General features: G+C 56.3%; 16 protein-coding genes. 6 read left to right on the top strand and 10 right to left on the bottom strand.

Annotation, left to right across the window (positions count from 1 at the left end; translation table 11 throughout):
• Positions 1–134 precede the first annotated feature (134 nt).
• Positions 135–1418 carry a citrate synthase gene (gene gltA, locus AC2Q8J_RS01095; RefSeq protein ID WP_204996391.1) on the top strand — a complete coding sequence of 428 codons (1284 nt, stop codon included), beginning with the start codon at positions 135–137 and terminating at the stop codon, positions 1416–1418.
• A gap of 63 nt (positions 1419–1481) precedes the next feature.
• Here the strand turns inward: gltA and AC2Q8J_RS01090 are convergent, their stop codons facing one another.
• Positions 1482–1931: a hypothetical protein gene (locus tag AC2Q8J_RS01090; RefSeq protein WP_486451931.1), complete on the bottom strand. Its 450-nt coding sequence runs from the start codon at positions 1929–1931 to the stop codon at positions 1482–1484.
• Positions 1932–2060: 129 nt separating this feature from the next.
• Between AC2Q8J_RS01090 and AC2Q8J_RS01085 the strand changes: the two genes are divergently transcribed.
• Positions 2061–2834, top strand: coding sequence for a glucose 1-dehydrogenase (locus AC2Q8J_RS01085; RefSeq protein WP_288363384.1), 774 nt, complete (start codon positions 2061–2063; stop codon positions 2832–2834).
• Between the two features lie 45 nt (positions 2835–2879).
• Positions 2880–3113 carry a DUF2789 domain-containing protein gene (locus AC2Q8J_RS01080; RefSeq protein WP_286695684.1) on the top strand — a complete coding sequence of 78 codons (234 nt, stop codon included), beginning with the start codon at positions 2880–2882 and terminating at the stop codon, positions 3111–3113.
• A 12-nt stretch (positions 3114–3125) separates the two neighbouring features.
• Here AC2Q8J_RS01080 and AC2Q8J_RS01075 read toward each other — a convergent pair whose 3' ends face one another.
• Positions 3126–3491 carry a hypothetical protein gene (locus AC2Q8J_RS01075; RefSeq protein ID WP_486451930.1) on the bottom strand — a complete coding sequence of 122 codons (366 nt, stop codon included), beginning with the start codon at positions 3489–3491 and terminating at the stop codon, positions 3126–3128.
• A gap of 88 nt (positions 3492–3579) precedes the next feature.
• Between AC2Q8J_RS01075 and AC2Q8J_RS01070 the strand changes: the two genes are divergently transcribed.
• Positions 3580–4857 carry a CinA family nicotinamide mononucleotide deamidase-related protein gene (locus AC2Q8J_RS01070; RefSeq protein WP_486451929.1) on the top strand — a complete coding sequence of 426 codons (1278 nt, stop codon included), beginning with the start codon at positions 3580–3582 and terminating at the stop codon, positions 4855–4857.
• On the opposite strand, the gene AC2Q8J_RS01065 is transcribed toward AC2Q8J_RS01070, so the two are convergent.
• Positions 4854–5279, bottom strand: a complete 426-nt coding sequence (locus AC2Q8J_RS01065) for an SRPBCC family protein (RefSeq protein ID WP_204996385.1) — start codon at positions 5277–5279, stop codon at positions 4854–4856. The two genes, AC2Q8J_RS01070 and AC2Q8J_RS01065, sit on opposite strands and share 4 nt — an antisense overlap.
• A gap of 160 nt (positions 5280–5439) precedes the next feature.
• On the opposite strand from AC2Q8J_RS01065, the gene AC2Q8J_RS01060 reads away from it, so the two are divergent.
• On the top strand, positions 5440–7368 hold the full coding sequence (locus AC2Q8J_RS01060; protein ID WP_486451928.1) for a B12-binding domain-containing radical SAM protein: 1929 nt from the start codon (positions 5440–5442) through the stop codon (positions 7366–7368).
• Positions 7369–7633: 265 nt separating this feature from the next.
• Here AC2Q8J_RS01060 and AC2Q8J_RS01055 read toward each other — a convergent pair whose 3' ends face one another.
• The 7 genes from AC2Q8J_RS01055 to AC2Q8J_RS01025 all read right to left on the bottom strand — a co-directional run bounded on the left by AC2Q8J_RS01055 (position 7634) and on the right by AC2Q8J_RS01025 (position 14822).
• Positions 7634–8032, bottom strand: coding sequence for an HIT family protein (locus tag AC2Q8J_RS01055; RefSeq protein WP_286695689.1), 399 nt, complete (start codon positions 8030–8032; stop codon positions 7634–7636).
• A 2-nt stretch (positions 8033–8034) separates the two neighbouring features.
• Positions 8035–10131 carry a GNAT family N-acetyltransferase gene (locus AC2Q8J_RS01050; RefSeq protein WP_486451927.1) on the bottom strand — a complete coding sequence of 699 codons (2097 nt, stop codon included), beginning with the start codon at positions 10129–10131 and terminating at the stop codon, positions 8035–8037.
• The gene (locus tag AC2Q8J_RS01045; protein WP_486451926.1) at positions 10131–10424 is read right to left on the bottom strand and encodes a hypothetical protein; all 294 of its coding nucleotides are present in this window, start codon (positions 10422–10424) and stop codon (positions 10131–10133) included. Before AC2Q8J_RS01045 ends, AC2Q8J_RS01050 begins: the two co-directional genes overlap by 1 nt.
• 13 nt (positions 10425–10437) lie before the next feature.
• Entirely contained in the window at positions 10438–10752 is a 315-nt protein-coding gene (locus tag AC2Q8J_RS01040; protein ID WP_486451925.1) for a DUF2288 domain-containing protein, read from the bottom strand.
• A 27-nt stretch (positions 10753–10779) separates the two neighbouring features.
• On the bottom strand, positions 10780–11451 hold the full coding sequence (locus tag AC2Q8J_RS01035; protein WP_486451924.1) for a TIGR01621 family pseudouridine synthase: 672 nt from the start codon (positions 11449–11451) through the stop codon (positions 10780–10782).
• A gap of 11 nt (positions 11452–11462) precedes the next feature.
• On the bottom strand, positions 11463–13232 hold the full coding sequence (locus tag AC2Q8J_RS01030) for a type IV pilus assembly protein FimV (protein ID WP_486451923.1): 1770 nt from the start codon (positions 13230–13232) through the stop codon (positions 11463–11465).
• 330 nt (positions 13233–13562) lie between these two features.
• Positions 13563–14822: an MFS transporter gene (locus AC2Q8J_RS01025; RefSeq protein WP_486451922.1), complete on the bottom strand. Its 1260-nt coding sequence runs from the start codon at positions 14820–14822 to the stop codon at positions 13563–13565.
• A 145-nt stretch (positions 14823–14967) separates the two neighbouring features.
• Here AC2Q8J_RS01025 and AC2Q8J_RS01020 point away from each other — a divergent pair, with 145 nt between their 5' ends.
• Positions 14968–16476, top strand: a complete 1509-nt coding sequence (locus AC2Q8J_RS01020; protein ID WP_486451921.1) for an AbgT family transporter — start codon at positions 14968–14970, stop codon at positions 16474–16476.
• Positions 16477–16527 lie beyond the last annotated feature (51 nt).

Here is a 16527-nt window from a genome sequence, read left to right as displayed (position 1 = left end):
GCTCTCTATATTTGTGACTCCCTAATTTTGCAGGGAGCCTTTCTGCCTGTTGCGCTCAGCATCACCACGCCGATTGTCAGACAGCAGAAACCACCGCCACAAGCTATGAAAAGAAAGTAACAGGAGCCCGTCAAATGAGCGATAAGAAAGCCACTCTGAGTATCGATGGCAAAACGCTGGAGTTGAATGTCCATTCCGGCACCATTGGCCCGGACGTGATTGAAGTTAGCCCCCTGACGGGTAACGGATATTTCACCTACGACCCCGGTTTTGTTTCCACCGCAGCCTGCGAATCAAAAATTACCTATATCGATGGTAATGCAGGTGTTCTGCTTCACGGCGGTTACCCCATCGAACAACTGGCAGAACAGTCAGATTACCTGGAAACCTGTTACCTGCTGCTCTACGGCAAGCTCCCCAACCAAACTGAAAAAGAAACCTTCGTCAACAAAGTGCGCATGCACACCATGGTCAACGACCAGATGAGCACGTTCTTCAAAGGCTTCCGCCGCGACGCTCACCCAATGGCAATTATGTGTGGCGTAGTTGGCGCCCTGTCAGCGTTCTACCACGACTCTCTGGACATTGCTGACGAACACCATCGCGAAATTTCTGCAATTCGACTCATTGCAAAAATGCCAACACTGGCTGCCATGACCTACAAGTACACCATCGGCCAGCCCTTCATGTACCCGCAGAATCACCTGAGCTACTCAGAAAACTTCCTGCACATGATGTTCGGCAATCCCTGCGAGCCCAGCAATGTTAATCCTGTACTGGCTAAGGCCATGGACAAGATTTTCCTGCTGCACGCTGACCACGAGCAGAATGCTTCTACCTCTACTGTGCGTTTGGCTGGCTCGACTGGCGCCAACCCCTTCGCCTGTATTTCTGCTGGCATCGCGGCCCTGTGGGGACCTTCTCACGGCGGCGCGAACGAAGCTGTTCTGGATATGCTGGAAGAAATCGGCGACGCCTCACGCATCGACGAGTTTGTTGCCCGCGCTAAAGACAAGAACGATCCATTCCGCCTGATGGGCTTTGGTCACCGTGTTTACAAAAACTTTGACCCACGCGCCAAGGTAATGAAGCAAGCAGCTGATGAAGTACTGGCTGAGCTTGGCTTGGAAAATGATCCTCTGCTGAAGATTGCCAAGCGCCTTGAGCAAATCGCCCTGGAAGATGAATACTTCGTTGAGAAGAAGCTCTACCCCAACGTAGACTTCTATTCAGGCATTATCCTCAAAGCGATCGGCATCCCAACCAGTATGTTCACCGTTATCTTTGCACTGGGTCGTACCCCAGGCTGGATCGCGCACTGGAACGAGATGATCAGCGGCGCCTACCGCATCGGTCGCCCACGTCAGTTGTATACTGGCCCGGAAAAACGCGATTTCGTCCCACTGGACAAGCGCTAAAAACAAAAAACCCTGCCTCGGCAGGGTTTTTTTTGCTCAACGTTTCTGACTTTGCCAGCATGCCTACGGCGTTTTGTACTCAAAGCCCATTTCCACACCATCGACCTTTTCATCGTAAGCGTTGAAACTTTTATCCAGCGTTGCATCTTCTTTAAGGTAGATTTTACTTTTCAGTTTTAATTTTGATTCCGGCTTATCGCCCTCTTCAAACCAACGCTCAACACCATAGCGACTCGTTTGAGGCTCAAATGGCGTCGCGTCCTCTGTGTAGTCAGCCGGCAAACGCAAATCCAGTGGCGGCGCCGAATCCAGTGGTGGCGCAGTTGGCACACCGTCTGCTGTTTTTGTTGCCTGTTTTTGCGATGGCGGATTAGAAGTCACCCCGGGGGAGGATTTGCCCTCTGTCATGGGCAGCGGTTCAAGGGGCGAAACGCAACACGCTTGTTGTTGGTAATAAAACCACATTAGACCTGCCGCCAGCAGCAACAGCGCGATGCCGATTGTACTTTTCATCTACCCTCCCTTAACGGCGGCGCACCGATATTGAATAACACCTACGCCCTACTCCTATTGGACAATTGACCGCACAGTTTGTCACCGATTAAATGCGCAGAGAATTTAACAAAATAACAGGAGAAATCGATGGCTAGGCTCGCGGGAAAAGTCGCAATTATCACCGGTGCTGCGCGCGGAATGGGCGCGCTCACCGCCAAACGTTTTGTAGAAGAAGGCGCCAAAGTGGTAATCGCCGACCTACTGGATGAGCCCGGGCAGGCACTGGCCCAACAGCTAGGCGAGAATGCTCGCTACGTGCATGCCGATGTATCGTGCGAACAGGATTGGCAAACACTGATTACCGAAGCCGAGGCCCTTGGACCGCTCAATATATTGGTAAATAATGCAGCGATACTCCACGCAGCCGCCATTGCCGATTCGGACGGCGATGACTACATGCGCGTTATCAAGGTGAATCAGCTCGGTCCCTACCTCGGCATACGCGCTGCCATCGAGCCAATGAAGCGCAGCGGCGGCGGTTCAATTATTAATATTTCGTCTATCGACGGCCTGCAAGCAAAAAACGGCTTGAGCGCCTATGTATCGTCGAAGTGGGCGGTTCGCGGCCTGAGTAAGTCGGCCGCCATTGAATTAGGCCCCTACAATATTCGCGTGAACACGGTCCACCCAGGTGGCATTTACACCGACATGCACGGCGCGGGAGAAGGTGCCCAACCCAGCGACGAGGACAATGCCTTCTACGTCAATCATCCCTTACCGCGGGTCGGCCTTCCCGCCGAAGTGGCCAATATGTCGCTGTTTCTGGCCTCCGACGAAAGCAGCTACTCAACAGGCTCTGAGTTTATTGTCGACGGCGGGTGGAATGCGGGGTTGAGGCTGGATTTACTGCCGACCTCCTAATCGTTTAGGCTGACAGCTGACTCACCATGAATAACGGAGGGTAATATGGAAGCAGAATTTCACAGCATGTCAGCACTGTTTCAGCAACTCGGCCTGCCAGCAACGCCCAGCGACATTGAAGCATTCATTGGGCGTCACCGGCCACTCCCCAAAGACCTGGCCCTGCACCAGGCTCACTTCTGGTCGCCGAGCCAGGCCGCCTTTTTGAAGCAGGCCCTGGACGACGACGCTGAGTGGGCTGAGCTCGTAGACGAGTTGGACGCGCAATTGCGCCACTGACACGTTCGCGACTCAGAGCGCCCCGGGACCGTAGTGGCTCTGCGGCGTCTCGGTAGGCGCTTCTGATTTCGGCTTTTTACTTTCTTCGATCTGCTGTTGCGCGCGTTGCAATTCGCGCTCAACCGCATCGACCATCACCGACCAACCATCAACCAACGCTTTGTTGGCTTCCTCGAGAAGATTCCCCAGCGAACTGGCAGCGTCCTCTTCCTTGGCACTGTTTAGCTGCAGGCTCAGGGCGTCCACGCTTTGCTGTAAGGCAACGAGTTGCTGCTCCAAACGCTGCGTTTCCGCCTGACTATGGCGGTACTGCCAATATTCAAAGCCAATCAACGCAACAATCGCTACGGCAAATATCGCGTTTAACGATGATTTCATACTATGCTCTCTCCGAGCTTTTTCGACACAGGCATTGTATGCCCGTTTTAGGTGATAATCGCCAGTAAACTTGAAAAACCGGAACACTATGAAGCTGAATTTACTGTTAACCGGCAATGAACTTATGGCCGGCGATATTATTGATTCAAACTCCGCGATGGTTGCCCAGCAACTGGCGCCACAAGGTTGGAGAATACATAAAAAGGTCACGGTAGGCGACGACAGCGCACTACTGCAAAAGGAAATTGATCAGTTGTGTGAAGAGGGCGATGTACTGATTATTAATGGCGGTCTCGGCCCCACCGTCGACGACTTAACCGCCGCAGTGCTGGCCCAGCTCTGCGACCGGCCGCTTACCGAACACCCCGAGGCATTGGCGCACTTATCACATTGGTGCAAGCAACGCGGTTTCAGCATGAACGCCTCTAACCGCAAGCAAGCCATTCTCCCCGAGGGCTGCGATATTATCGCTAACGCCCGAGGCAGCGCCGTGGGAATACGGCTTATGTATCGTAACTGCCTGGTATTGGCGACGCCGGGGGTACCCAGCGAATTGCGTCAGATGCTGACCGACGAACTCCTTCCCCTGCTCCAGCAGCGTTTCGAGTCGGACCATATTCACACCCTTCGTCTTGGCGTTTTTGGCTTAGGTGAGTCCGGCATACAGGAGCTGATTGACCGCGAGTTACCCAATTGGCCCGACAATATCGAACTGGGTTTTCGCGCCTCAATGCCAGTGCTGGAAGTAAAGTTAACCGCACGCGGTGAACATGCAAACACCACCTTGGCCGAGTGGCGCACGCCCGTTGAAACCCTGCTCGGCGAACATTTACTCGGCGAACTGCCGCTCAGTTTGCCCTCAGTATTGGTCGACGAACTCAGCAAGCGAAGCCAAACCCTGTGCACGGCAGAGTCCTGCACTGGCGGCCTGATCGCCTCCCAAATCACCAGCATCGCTGGCGCATCGAAAGTCTTTCCCGGTGGCATCGTCAGTTATTCAAATGCGATGAAAAGCAGCCAGTTGGGTGTGAGTGAGGCGCTGCTGCAACAGCATGGCGCAGTAAGCAGAGACGTTGCCCTGGCCATGGCGCAGGGCGCCCTACGCGTTGGCCACGCCGATGTGGCCTTGGCCGTCACAGGCATTGCCGGGCCCGATGGTGGCTCTGAAGACAAGCCGGTCGGCACCGTATGGATAGCCTGGGGCAGCGAAGACCACCTAAAAGCGGAATGTTTGGTGCTGCCTTTTGACCGAGAGGCCTTTCAAATGTGGGTGTCGGCACTGGGTATGGAGCTGGTGCGCCGCCACTTACTGGGCATTGCCACAATGCCCAGCTTGATACAGCGCTACTGCAAAAAAGCGCATTAAGCGCGCGATTTCAGGTGCTCGTCCACCCATTGCAAGAGCATTTCATAGGCACCGCGAATCATCGCGGCCGCCTCTTCGTCTGATGCGCCCTGTGGTGTTGCGCGGCCGTACCAGTCTACATGGCAACGGCCGTCATCAATGGCCGTCACCTTGGCATTGGCCGAATAATCGGTTACCGGCATGGGAATACCGCGAGGGATCGTATAGCCAAAACTCATGGTACTGGCGTCCATACTTTCGAGCTGCTCATCAATCGGCTCCATGCCCGCCAGGTGCAAACGGCGAATCATGCCAATGCCCTCACCGATTACCTCAATCTTGTCGATACCCGGCGCCCAGTTAATGTCGCCAAAATCTTCCAATAAGGCCCAAACCGTTGCGGCGGGGAAATCTAAATCGCGCTCTACGTGTACTTCAACCATCTGACTCTCCGAAGTTTTTTTTATTCAGCGGCGATCTTGCCGCATAATAGGTGGATCAACCTCACCCGAACGGCTTAGTTAACCCTCGGCTTACTCATGAGCAAATGGCGGCGCAAGATGCGACAATAGCGCCATAATCACAACAAGGCATTCCACCCACATGAGCTCAGCGCACTCCCCTCGCCCCGTTTGTTTATTCAGCATGGACTCGGACGGCTTTTGGGCTGTTCCCACCACAACGGGCGGCTTGAAAGCGTACTACCAGCATTACGGCAATAACCCAGCCGGCAACGACATACGCTTGATACATTTTCGCGACAGCGACGCGGCTGACGCCTGGAAAGCCACATGGCCCGAGCTTAGAGAGGAATTCATCGCCTGCATCGCACGTGGCGGTGTACCGGTGGTGGGCTTCAGTATGTACACCTGGAATGCAGCGGAATTTCTCGAGTTGATCGCGCTAATCAAGTCTGACTGCCCGCAAGTCCTTTGCATTGCCGGCGGGCCCCACGTTCAACAAGCTGAGGATTATCTGTACGACGACCCGATTGATGTTATTGCTCTGGGCGAGGCAGAAATCACCTTCGCCCAGTGGCTGGACTGCGAAAGCCGAGAGCAGTGGCAAGACGTGGATGGCCTCGCGTATTTGCGCGATGGCGAACTGGTAAAAACTGCCGAGCGCAAGCGTCTCCAGGATCTCGACGCCCTCCCCTCGGCCCTCGATGTTGTGCCGCTGTGTGATGATGCGGGTAAGCCGCTCTACGATTCAGTTTCCTATGAAAGCAGCCGTGGCTGCCCCTTTAAATGCGCGTTTTGCGAATGGGGCACCGGCGCTATCGGTTCGAAAATGTACCAGTTTTCCATGGAGAGGATTGAGCGGGACTGGCGCAAAATTGTTGCCGCTGGCATCAAGGATATCTGGCTTGCGGATTCCAATTTTGGTGCATTGAGAGAAGACTTAGACAAAGCCAAACTCATTTGCGAACTGAAAAACACCACCGGCCTACCCAGCAGCTTCGCCACCTCGTGGTCAAAGAAACACAGCCCGCGGGTGCAGGAAATTGTCTTGCTGCTTAACCAGCACGGGCTACTGCCGCACTATCAACTCGCCCTACAAACCCTAACGCCAAAGGCCCTTGAGCTTAGCAATCGCAAAAACATGGCCGCCAATAAGTACGAGCCCATTGCCAAAGATATGGCCAGTAAAGGGGTGCCTATTGCCGCCGAGCTCATTTGGGGCCTACCCGGCGATAATCTCCCGGATTTTGAGCGCAACCTCGATGAACTGCTGCAGGTTTTCCCCAACCTCAATATTTTTGCCTACACCCTGCTGCCAGGCACGGAGTTTTACGAAAAACGCCAGGAATATCAGATCGAAACCATTCCGGTGGCCGGCTACGGCAAGGCGAAGGGCGAATACGTGGTCGCCTGTCACAGCTTTAGCCGTGAACAGGGCCTGCAGGGCTACCTATTAATTACCGCGCATATGTTATTTGCTCACGGCCATATTCTGCCCTACAGCATTCGCTACATCGCCCAGCAAGAGGGTATTACGACCGCAACACTGATGCGCGAGCTACTACTGGCGGTGTGCCGGGAATTTCAGGACGCTTTGCCTAGCGTCGATGTTGACGATGCCCTTACGGTTTACGAGTCACGCAACGCCATCTTCACCGAGTGCCTGCGCGATCCGCAGCGCCTGTATCAGTGCGTGCAAAGGGTAATGAACCACTATGTGAGTGATTACGCCGGCGCCAGTACCACACTGCCGATCAAGGCGCGCTTGCACAGGCTGCTCGAGCTTGACCAAGCACTTTCACCTCGCTGGGGAGAAGCCAGCGAACGCGACGTTACCTTTAGCTTCGACGCGCTGGGCTGCAAACGGGCGCTGGACGAGATGTCGTCGCCTGACGAAAGCTGCTTTCAGTCCGGCCCGAGCTCAGCGCGAATACGCACCCCGGGTGGCGTCGGTAGCATTCTCCACGAACCCGACGGCGGCGCCTGGCTACGCGGCGAAATTCAGCACGACACTGAAGAGCAAGTGGTACGCGTGATCCACCCCGGGCAGGAAGCGCTCGCGCAATCTTAAGGCACCTCTGATTAATTCGGTGATAACTCAGGCTTTGCCTTATTTCGTTTGGCAAGGCGCGCTCAGGCAGTAAGGCTGGTTGCCTTTCAAATGAGCGCAACGCCGCCAGGCGAAATAAGGCAAAACCCCGAAGGGCGGGTCTCTCGCGCCCCCTGGCCGTCGTTGCAACACTCGTCAAGGAGAACCACCCTTGACCTTCGCGCTGCGCCTCGCCAGTGCACGCGAGAGGCTCCGCTGAGCCATTACCGAATTAATCAGAGGTGCCTTAACCTGCCGCGAGTGCTTCACGTATTTTTTCTGCCTCAGCCGCCAACGACGCAGCGTCGGCCATTTCAGCCCCGGCAAAGTCGATGTCACGCATCTCGTCAATTGGCACGAGATGCAGGTGGGTATGTGGCACCTCCAGCCCGACGATCTGCAAGCTCACGCGACGGCATTGATACACCCGCTTCTGGGCCTTCGCCAGCTTTCTGGACACCGCCAGTAAGTGAGCACTGAGCGCCTCAGGCAAATCGTCCCAGTGATCAATTTCCTCTTTGGGAATGACCAAAATATGGCCCGGCTTAATCGGCTGAATAGTCATAATCGCCACACAGTCATCGTCCTGCCAAACAAAATGTCCGGGCAATTCACCTGCAATAATTTTGCTGAAAATACTCGCCATGATTACTCCTGTTGATCATCGCCAGTGTCAACACCGGCAAAATACTGTTTTAGTTGTCGCTCGCAATCCGCTCGCCCTGTTAGGCGGTACGCGGCTGCCAAAGCAGGCCAATCGCGGCTTTGGTACAAGCGTTCTACAACCAACGCGGACGGCGATGGCGTAGCGCCAATACAGGCGCGCTTTAAATGCACTGCCGCCTGTTCAAAGGGCAGCTCACCCGCCACATAGCGCTGTTGTTGCTGTCTGTCGTATTCAGTCTCCTGCACCGGCAGCGCCGCCAGTAAAGCGGCCAGCGCTGGCGCCGGCATGTCCCGGCGCAGTAGCTCTGTACAGCTCAGCAACTCATCGCAAAGCACCTCACGCTGGGCATCAAGGTGGGGCAAGTTATCACCGAGGGGACGAACCACCATCAGTGAATAGCTGCCGCTACTGGTGTCTCGCCGACTGGCCAGATGGACAGCAGCAAAACCCTGCCGCCGCCAAAATGCCAATAATTCCGGCTCGCAAGAGAAGCTGCTACTCAGGAACGCGCAGCCGCTCCCGCGAGCATTGTGCAGAAGCTCCCGGAGCAATGCGCTAGCAATCCCCCTTCGTCGCTGCCCTTCGCTCACCGCGATACGATTGATACGCAAGCTCGGCGCCGCCAACCACTGTGTCTGCCCGCTCCGCTGTGCCAGGGCCTGAGCCAGCAAGTGGCCCTTTATGCGCCGCTGGCCGCGGCTAACCCGTTCACATTGTTCATCGGCCAGCCCCCCTTCCGGAAGCGCCTGACAAACCCCAACGATCGTTGTACCGATACGCGCGATCATCAGCTGAGAAGGAAGGTCGAGCAAGTATTGAAGATCCTGCGGCGTCGTTTGGTAATGCGCTTCCATCAGTAACTGAAACACCTGCGCCAACGCAAAGTCATCGTTCACCAGTGTCGCCGCACTGACGCTATCGACGCGCAAGCCTCCTTTAACAGTGCCGGGTGCGGCGTCGGCAGTGCCCAGCAAAAAAATGGCGTTTAACGTGGTCTCAAGGGGGTCGTCGTCAGCCCAGCGCAGCGGCGTCGCTAAGAACTGTCGGCGCCACTGCGGCCGTAACTGGTCTAGACAGCGCCGGAAACGAATATCGAACCCTCTTCCTGTGCCTTCGTATCCTGACACGGTTGTGGAAAATACCAGCCTCGGTAAGCGCCCTAGCAGCGTTTCCAAGACTGGCAGCGGCAAGTGAGCCGCCTCGTCAACCATCACCAGCTCGGCTTGAAAGTCGTCGCAGGCACTGGCAGACAGCAAGTCAGCCGGCGTGAGATATTCCAGCGCCGCGCCCTGCCACACCAGCTTATCACCATCGCGCACCGCGCCCGGCAGCACCTCCATCGCGCGGCGAAAGGCGATCTCAACCATGTCGACTCTGGCTGCGGATATCACCACTTTTTGGCTTCCGCTGCGCAGCAGTTCTGCAGCGGCTATGCCGAGCGCCGATGTTTTCCCCCGACCACGGTCGGCGCGAATAACAAGGGGGCGCCCCGACCGACCTCGCGCCGCGCGAACAATGGCAGTAACGGTGGATAATTGATCTGCACTGGGTACCTCGGCTTGCCAGGCCTGCGCCTTGTCGCCGTTGAGTGACGTCGAGTGGCTCACCTGGGCAGACACGCTGCCTTGCTGGATCAAGCAGACTGCGGGCTGCAGGGGAAGCAACGTCGTGAGCCTGGAAATGAAGGCCGAGTGCTCAACCGCGAAACCCGCCTCCCGCATTGCCAGGGCGTAGGCCTGGGGCCAATCCGCTAAAGGCGGCGTTAGTAACACCAGGGAGCCGCCGCCTCGCAATGTGCCGGCTGCTGCCAACCAGTGATTAACCGAACTGTAGCGATGGCCATCGATAATGACCCAATCACTTTCGATGCCTAAGCTGGCGGCTTTACCGCTCGGCTGAAACCCCGCCAGCGCATCGTGTGCAACAAGTAAGACGCCATCGCCGCCGTTGATCGCTGCGGATAATAATGCCTCTGCCCAACGCTGTTCACCGCTTAATACAATAAGCTGGCGGTGACCGCGGCGGACATTGCTCGCGCGCCGCGACGTGCACCACTGAGAAAAGGTGTCGGCCTGCACTATTGGCTACCGCCACTGGGATAAACCGGGGCCTCGTGCATGTGTAGATGCAACAGCAGTTGCCGGTCATTTCGGTAAATGTCCTGCAAATTTTCGTCCAGGAATTCTTTAGCAAGATGGAGCAAATAGCCACGCAGTTCCGCCTCGGACACTAGCCCCAATTGAACCGCTGAGGCCATCGCGCCTTCCAAACGGTACAGGGTCGCAGGTGGCACATCCCAGCCCTGTGCCTGTTCAGTGAAGAACGCACGCAAACGCTTGCGCAAGTCGTCGATAAAAGCCTGAGAGTCCACTGGGCTTATCGCCTTAATCTAGATCGCGATGGGTCTGCACCAGCACCCAAGGCGCAACCACCACGGCCCATAACGATGCCTGCTCTTGCGTCCACTTCTGCGCCGACTCGGTGTCGACACGGCGAAGCTGACCGGAGGTGAGCAAGGGGCTAATGGTCTGGGTATCGTCGTTTGCCATGCCTGCGGCCACGGCAACAAGATCGAGCTTGGGTGAAACCTCCAGTACGGCGCCCTGAGCGTAGAAACGTTGCAATTCCTCCCAGGGTATCTTGGCGGTCTCGCGATTAAGCTTAGTCAGCAGCTCGTCACTTTCTTGCGGGTCAGTCATGAACAGGTAGGTCTCAAAGTCGGTGTATTAAGCTCCCCAGGGGAGCTGCCAAGGTGGCGACCATTCTACCAGCGCCGCCTCAACAGCTCTATCGCCAAAGGCCTCACCACTGCTTGGCTCACAAGTGAATGACATTGGCACGCCTAGGTAGTCAAAACGCAGCCCCCAGGCATGCAGGTAACAGCGATCCGCCGGCGACTTACCATACCGCTCATCGCCGAGAATCGGCACACCCAGGCTGGCCATCACCACGCGCAATTGATGCGTTTTACCGGTGGCAGGTTTCAGTAGATAGCAGCGCTTGCCCGGCGCAATACTGGTGCTGATAAAGCGGGTCCGCGAGGGATTATTGCAACTGCGGCTAAGCCGGTAACTTCCCCCGCGGGCTTTAATGATATCCCCCACCACTGCACCCTGTTTTTTTCGAGGCTTGCCGAGTGCAATGGCGATATAAAACTTGTCGATAAGCCGTTCACTAAAGCTGCGCCCCAGCTCGGCTGCAGCCTCAGCATTGCGGGCGATAAGGAGTAAACCCGAGGTCGCATCGTCAAGGCGATGGACAAGGTGCAAGCCGGTTTCCCCTCGCTCAGTGCTGAGGCGGTCTAACAGGCTTTCATGGTGATGGTTGCGGTGCAAATTAGCACCGGCAGTTTTATTGAGCACAAAAAAATCACTGTGCTCATACACGAGTTCATACACGGGTGGGTCGACTACTGCCCTTGCTGCTGAGTGCGGTGTTGCTGCGCGTCATTGAGCTCACGCCGCAGGAGATCGATCTCTCTTAGGGATTCTTCCTCTACGCCGGCAAACTCCATCTGCAAGGCCAGTGCCTCAAAGTCCGTGGCCTGCCCCTGACGCGCGTATAGATCGAGCAGTAGCATTTGTAAGGCCAGAGACTCGTCCTCACGCAGGGCCTGCTCAACGATCTGCTGAGCACCGCGGTAATCCCCCAACTCAATGCACGCCGCTGCGGCCGCCTGCGGCGAGTTATCCTCCTCAACCACACGAGCAGTCACCGCGGCAATATCTACGCTGCCAGACTGTTCTTGAGAGACATCACCCAATTCTGCGAAAACGTCTTCAAAATGTGTGGCCGACGCCTTGGGAGCAGCCTTGGCTGCGCCTGCATAGTGATACGCTTGCAAGCGGCGTTTTGCGGCGGCTTTACGGCGCCGATAAAACAATAGCCCGCCCACCGCTGCAACACCCAGCAGCAATAACGCCCAAGGACTGCCGCGCCACTCAGCATTTTCAGGCAGCGCCCCGGTGGTTTCGCCAATGGGCGCCGTGTCAGTCGCCGTAACGCCAGCTTGAATCACCTCAGATGGCGAAGCCGACGCCACATCAGCACCACGTACAAATGTGCTTGATACGGCTTGCTCCTCTGCCTGAGATGCCTCAGCCAAAGGCTGCGCGACACTCACCTCCGGCACCGGCGCGCTTTCACCGGCTTGGATCGCTGCGGTCTGGCCCTTCAGCGCAGTATATTCATCCTGCAAAGTGAGCAGGCGCGTCTGTAGCGCCTGCAAGCGGCTATTCATTGCCTCGATATTTGCGCGTACGGCTGACACTTCCTCGGTCACCGCTGCCAACGAAGCCGTCAAGCGCTGCTCTTCGGTCATCGACTGGGCGCCGTTGGAGCCTACAACGGTGCTTTCTGTCGATGCTTCTGGCACCGTTTCTGCTTCATTACTTACCGTGCTTTTCGGCGCAAGCGATGATTGTTTGCCGGAACCACCTGGGCCGCCACCGGGTAGCAACACATCGGCAAGTGCTGCCGCCTCAACATTTAGCGAGACAGACTCCTTTAACATGTCTTTTTCGCCGCGCACAAAGGCGTGGGGGTTTAGGCGATAGACCGCCTCCATCAGGGGCAGCTGTTCACCACCTCGGGCACGCCGAATGCGCGACGCCACTCGCCAAAGGCTATCTCCGCGCACCGTTGTATACGCCGATACATCGGCGTTAATAGGCCGCCGCGGCGACGGTTTCGCTGGGCGATTACCCTGTGCTGGTTTACCCGATGCCAGCCGGGTGCTCGCTGCGCCCGCTTGAACCACACTTGCCTGCTCCGGTGCCTGCGCAGGCAGGTCGAGTAGCAATGTGTATTCACGCTCTATCGTACCTGTCGGCCAGCGCACCGATAAAACGAAGTTCAAAAAGGGTTCAACGATCGGCGTGGTGCTACGTAAATAAATTACGCCACTGCCAGAGGGACTTAATTCGCTGCGCACCGTCAGGGTTCGGGTATCGAGCCCGCCCATCGCACTATCGCTTTGCGCATCCCACACAGGCTTCACATCAATCAGAATTTGTTCGGGATCCAAGCCCTCGGCACCACTGATGACGACACGTGCGGCCAATGGCTTGCCTAACACCGAATCCAGCTCCGCACGACCTAAACCCATGGCTGTCGCATCGGGGCTGACAGCGACCGCTAGTAGCAGTGGAATAAAAGCAGGGGCTCGCAGTTTCTTCATTGCCGCATTCTCATTTATTGTTGTGAGTCACTTCACATTTATCAATACCCTACAGCTTACAACATTTTGAGTAAAAGTCGCGCGGCAAACGCGGGTTAGTGGCCTAAGCGACGCTGAATAACAGACTGCTGGCAAGCAAAATACGAAGCTGGCGACACGCCGTGAAAGAAAAGCGTCAGCGTCACAGCACTGTCACATGACTGCGCTAGGATCACCGCTTATCCACAACAAGTTTTCCCCAGATACAGTGAATAAGCTTGTGGATAAGGCTGTTCAATTCTCCGCTGAGCGGCGTCTCATCAACGCTGCCGTCGCGCGCGTAGTTTTTGATCAACCTTTGGCGATCTGGCGGCGACGTGACACCATTACCACAATGATCAACGCCATCACGGCGGCCGCGCAAAAGTACGGGTAGCTCGGCGCGATTCGGTATAAAAAGCCCCCCACGAGCGGCCCGGCGACAAACCCAAGTCCCGCCACCGAGCCAAGCAGTCCAGCCAAACCGCCCTGCTCATGGGGCTCGACAACCAAGCTGGCACTGGCACCGTAGGCTGGGCCGGTCAAACCCATACCAAAACCGAACAAGCCCATCGCCGACAACAACATCGGCAACGTGTCTGACAATGCTAATAGCAAATACCCGGCGCAACTGAACGGCAGCCCCATAAACAACAGGTTCATTGGCGACCCGTTGTAGCGCTGCACCACCACAAATTGCGCGAACAGCATGGCACCTGATGACACGATCATCGCAGCGGAAAACCACTGTGCCGCCGCCACACCGTCGAGTGACAGTAAATCCTGAAAATAAAACCCCAGCGTCTGCTGAACCATGCCCAGCAGGCTGTAAAGCGCAAAACCGATGAAGATAAACAGACGGTACCTGGGGTCGAAATACGCCATTCGCTTCGGCCGCTTAACGCCGCTGCTATGCGCGGGAATGGCGGGCAAATAACGCCAGACCAAAATCGCAACCAATGCAGCCAGCGCGGCTTGTAAATATAGCGGCGTTAAATAACTGAAGGCGACAAACCACGCCAGCGCGGGCCCCAGCATTACCCCCAGTTGATTGAAGGCCTGCAATTTCGCCATCCCCTGCGCGCGCCGGGAAATATCGGTGACATCAACCATATAGGCAGCCGATGCCGGGTGGGTCGCCGACATCAAAGCGGCGTGAATGCCGCGGCTGAACATCAGCAACACGTAAAGGAGGCCGCCACCGAGTATGCTAACAAGTCCCATCCACGCGACCGCGTTGAACAGCATGGTACCAATGGTGTAGCCGAACAGACCGATAATAATGATCGGCTTTCGCCCCCATACATCGCTCTTTCTTCCCCAGTAGGGTGAGGTCATGAAAAAAACGAGCGCGGTAAGCGCCGACAGCGAGGTGATTGCCATTTCCTTGGGCGCAATCGTTAGTTCGGTAAAGGGGAGTTGCCAGAGCATTTCATGCAGGGCCAGTTCGCGCCCCAACATTGGCAGCACCGCAAACACCACGCTCTGGCCCATCCCCACCGCCATCATGGCGGCGTAAAGCGAAATCATCGCCCGCCAGTCAGACCTCGGTGCACTACCTGTTTCCGTCACTCAGCTATCCTCTTGCCATCGGTTTTTATCTGCCACGCCATCTGGCACACTTTGATACAGCGTGATAGCGGCTGGCTATCGTCCGTTCGCGGAGCATGCATTTTACACAGCCACTCCTTTTGCCAACACAAACCAAGCGGGAAACATGTCAAAGGTTCAGCAAGACGTACCATTGAGCCAGCGTTGGCTGGACCGAATAGAACGCACCGGCAATCGCCTGCCACACCCGGTCGTGCTGTTCATTTACTTCTGCGCAATCGTCGTTTTGCTGTCGGCATGGCTCACGGCAACAGGCGCTAATGTTCAGAACCCCAGCAGTGGCGAATGGCTTTACACGCGCTCGTTGCTGTCCCGCGACGGACTGCTGTGGATGCTACACAATGCGGTGGGTAACTTTGTGAGCTTCGCACCTGTCGGCTCTGTGATCGTCGCGATTATGGGTATTGCCGTCGCGGAACACTCCGGCTTGCTCGGCCATGTGTTGACACAATTCGCACGACGGGCGCCACCAAAGGCATTGAGTGCGGTGATTGTATTCACCGGTGTATTATCCAGTATTGGTTTTGACTCAGGCTATGTTGTTTTAATCCCATTGGCGGCGATCGTTTTTCGCGCCGCCGGACGCTCGCCGCTAGCGGGCATTGCCGCCGCCTTCGCCGGGGTATCTGGCGGGTTTAGCGCAAACATTCTCCTCGGCCCGGTCGATGCAATTTTGGCGGGGATCTCCACCGAGTCACTACAGCTGATTGACCCGCAGGCCTCGGTGAGCGTCAGCGCAAATTATTACTTCATCGCCTTTTCTACCCTGCTTATTACCCTCGTTGGCGCGTGGGTGACGGAAACCTTGGTAGAGCCTCGACTGCAGCGCCCTGGGCAGACAGAGAGCACAAGCGCGCCCCCGGAAGCCTCGGCCAGCGAGACAAAAGCGCTGCGCCGCGTGCTGCTTTTTAGCGTACTTTATGTCGCGGTGCTCATCGCCGCGGTCGTCCACCCACAGGGTCCATTGCGCAACCCTGACCCCAGCGGTATGGCAGCCCTGCCTCTGCTGCAGGGAATTGTGGTGTTTATTGCTGCATATGGCGCACTCGCCGGGATTATTTTCGGCTACAGCAGTGGCCGCTTTACGCGCAGCAAAGACTGGGTAGACGCCATGGAGTCGGGCATGAGCACCCTGGCCGGCTATCTGGTGCTAATGTTCTTTGCCGCCCAGTTTGTCAATTATTTTTCCTGGACGGGCATTGGCGCGTTAACGGCAATTAAAGGCGCACAATGGCTTGCCGGACTCGAGCTTTCCACTACCAGCCTGCTGATTAGCTTTGTGCTGTGCAGCGCAGCCATCAACCTATTGATCGGCAGCGCGTCGGCAAAATGGGCATTGATGGCGCCGATATTCGTCCCCATGTTGGCGATGCTCGATGTGGCGCCCGAGGCCGTGCAAATGGCTTACCGAATTGGTGACTCCAGCACCAACATCATCACGCCGTTAATGCCATATTTTGGCGTTGTGGTGGCCTTTATGCAGCGCCACGATAGCAAAGCCGGTATGGGCACGCTGTTAGCGTTGATGCTGCCCTACTCCCTGTGCTTTATCGTGAGCTGGTCCTTGTTACTGGCGGCCTGGGTCGGATTGGGGATTCCACTAGGGCCGAAATAAAAAAGAGCCACAAAAAAGCCGCCCTCAGCCAAGCTGGGGCGGCTTTCGATT

It is taken from the genome of Spongiibacter sp. C9W (genome assembly GCF_057370015.1).
This window is presented reverse-complemented; position numbering and strand designations above follow the sequence as displayed.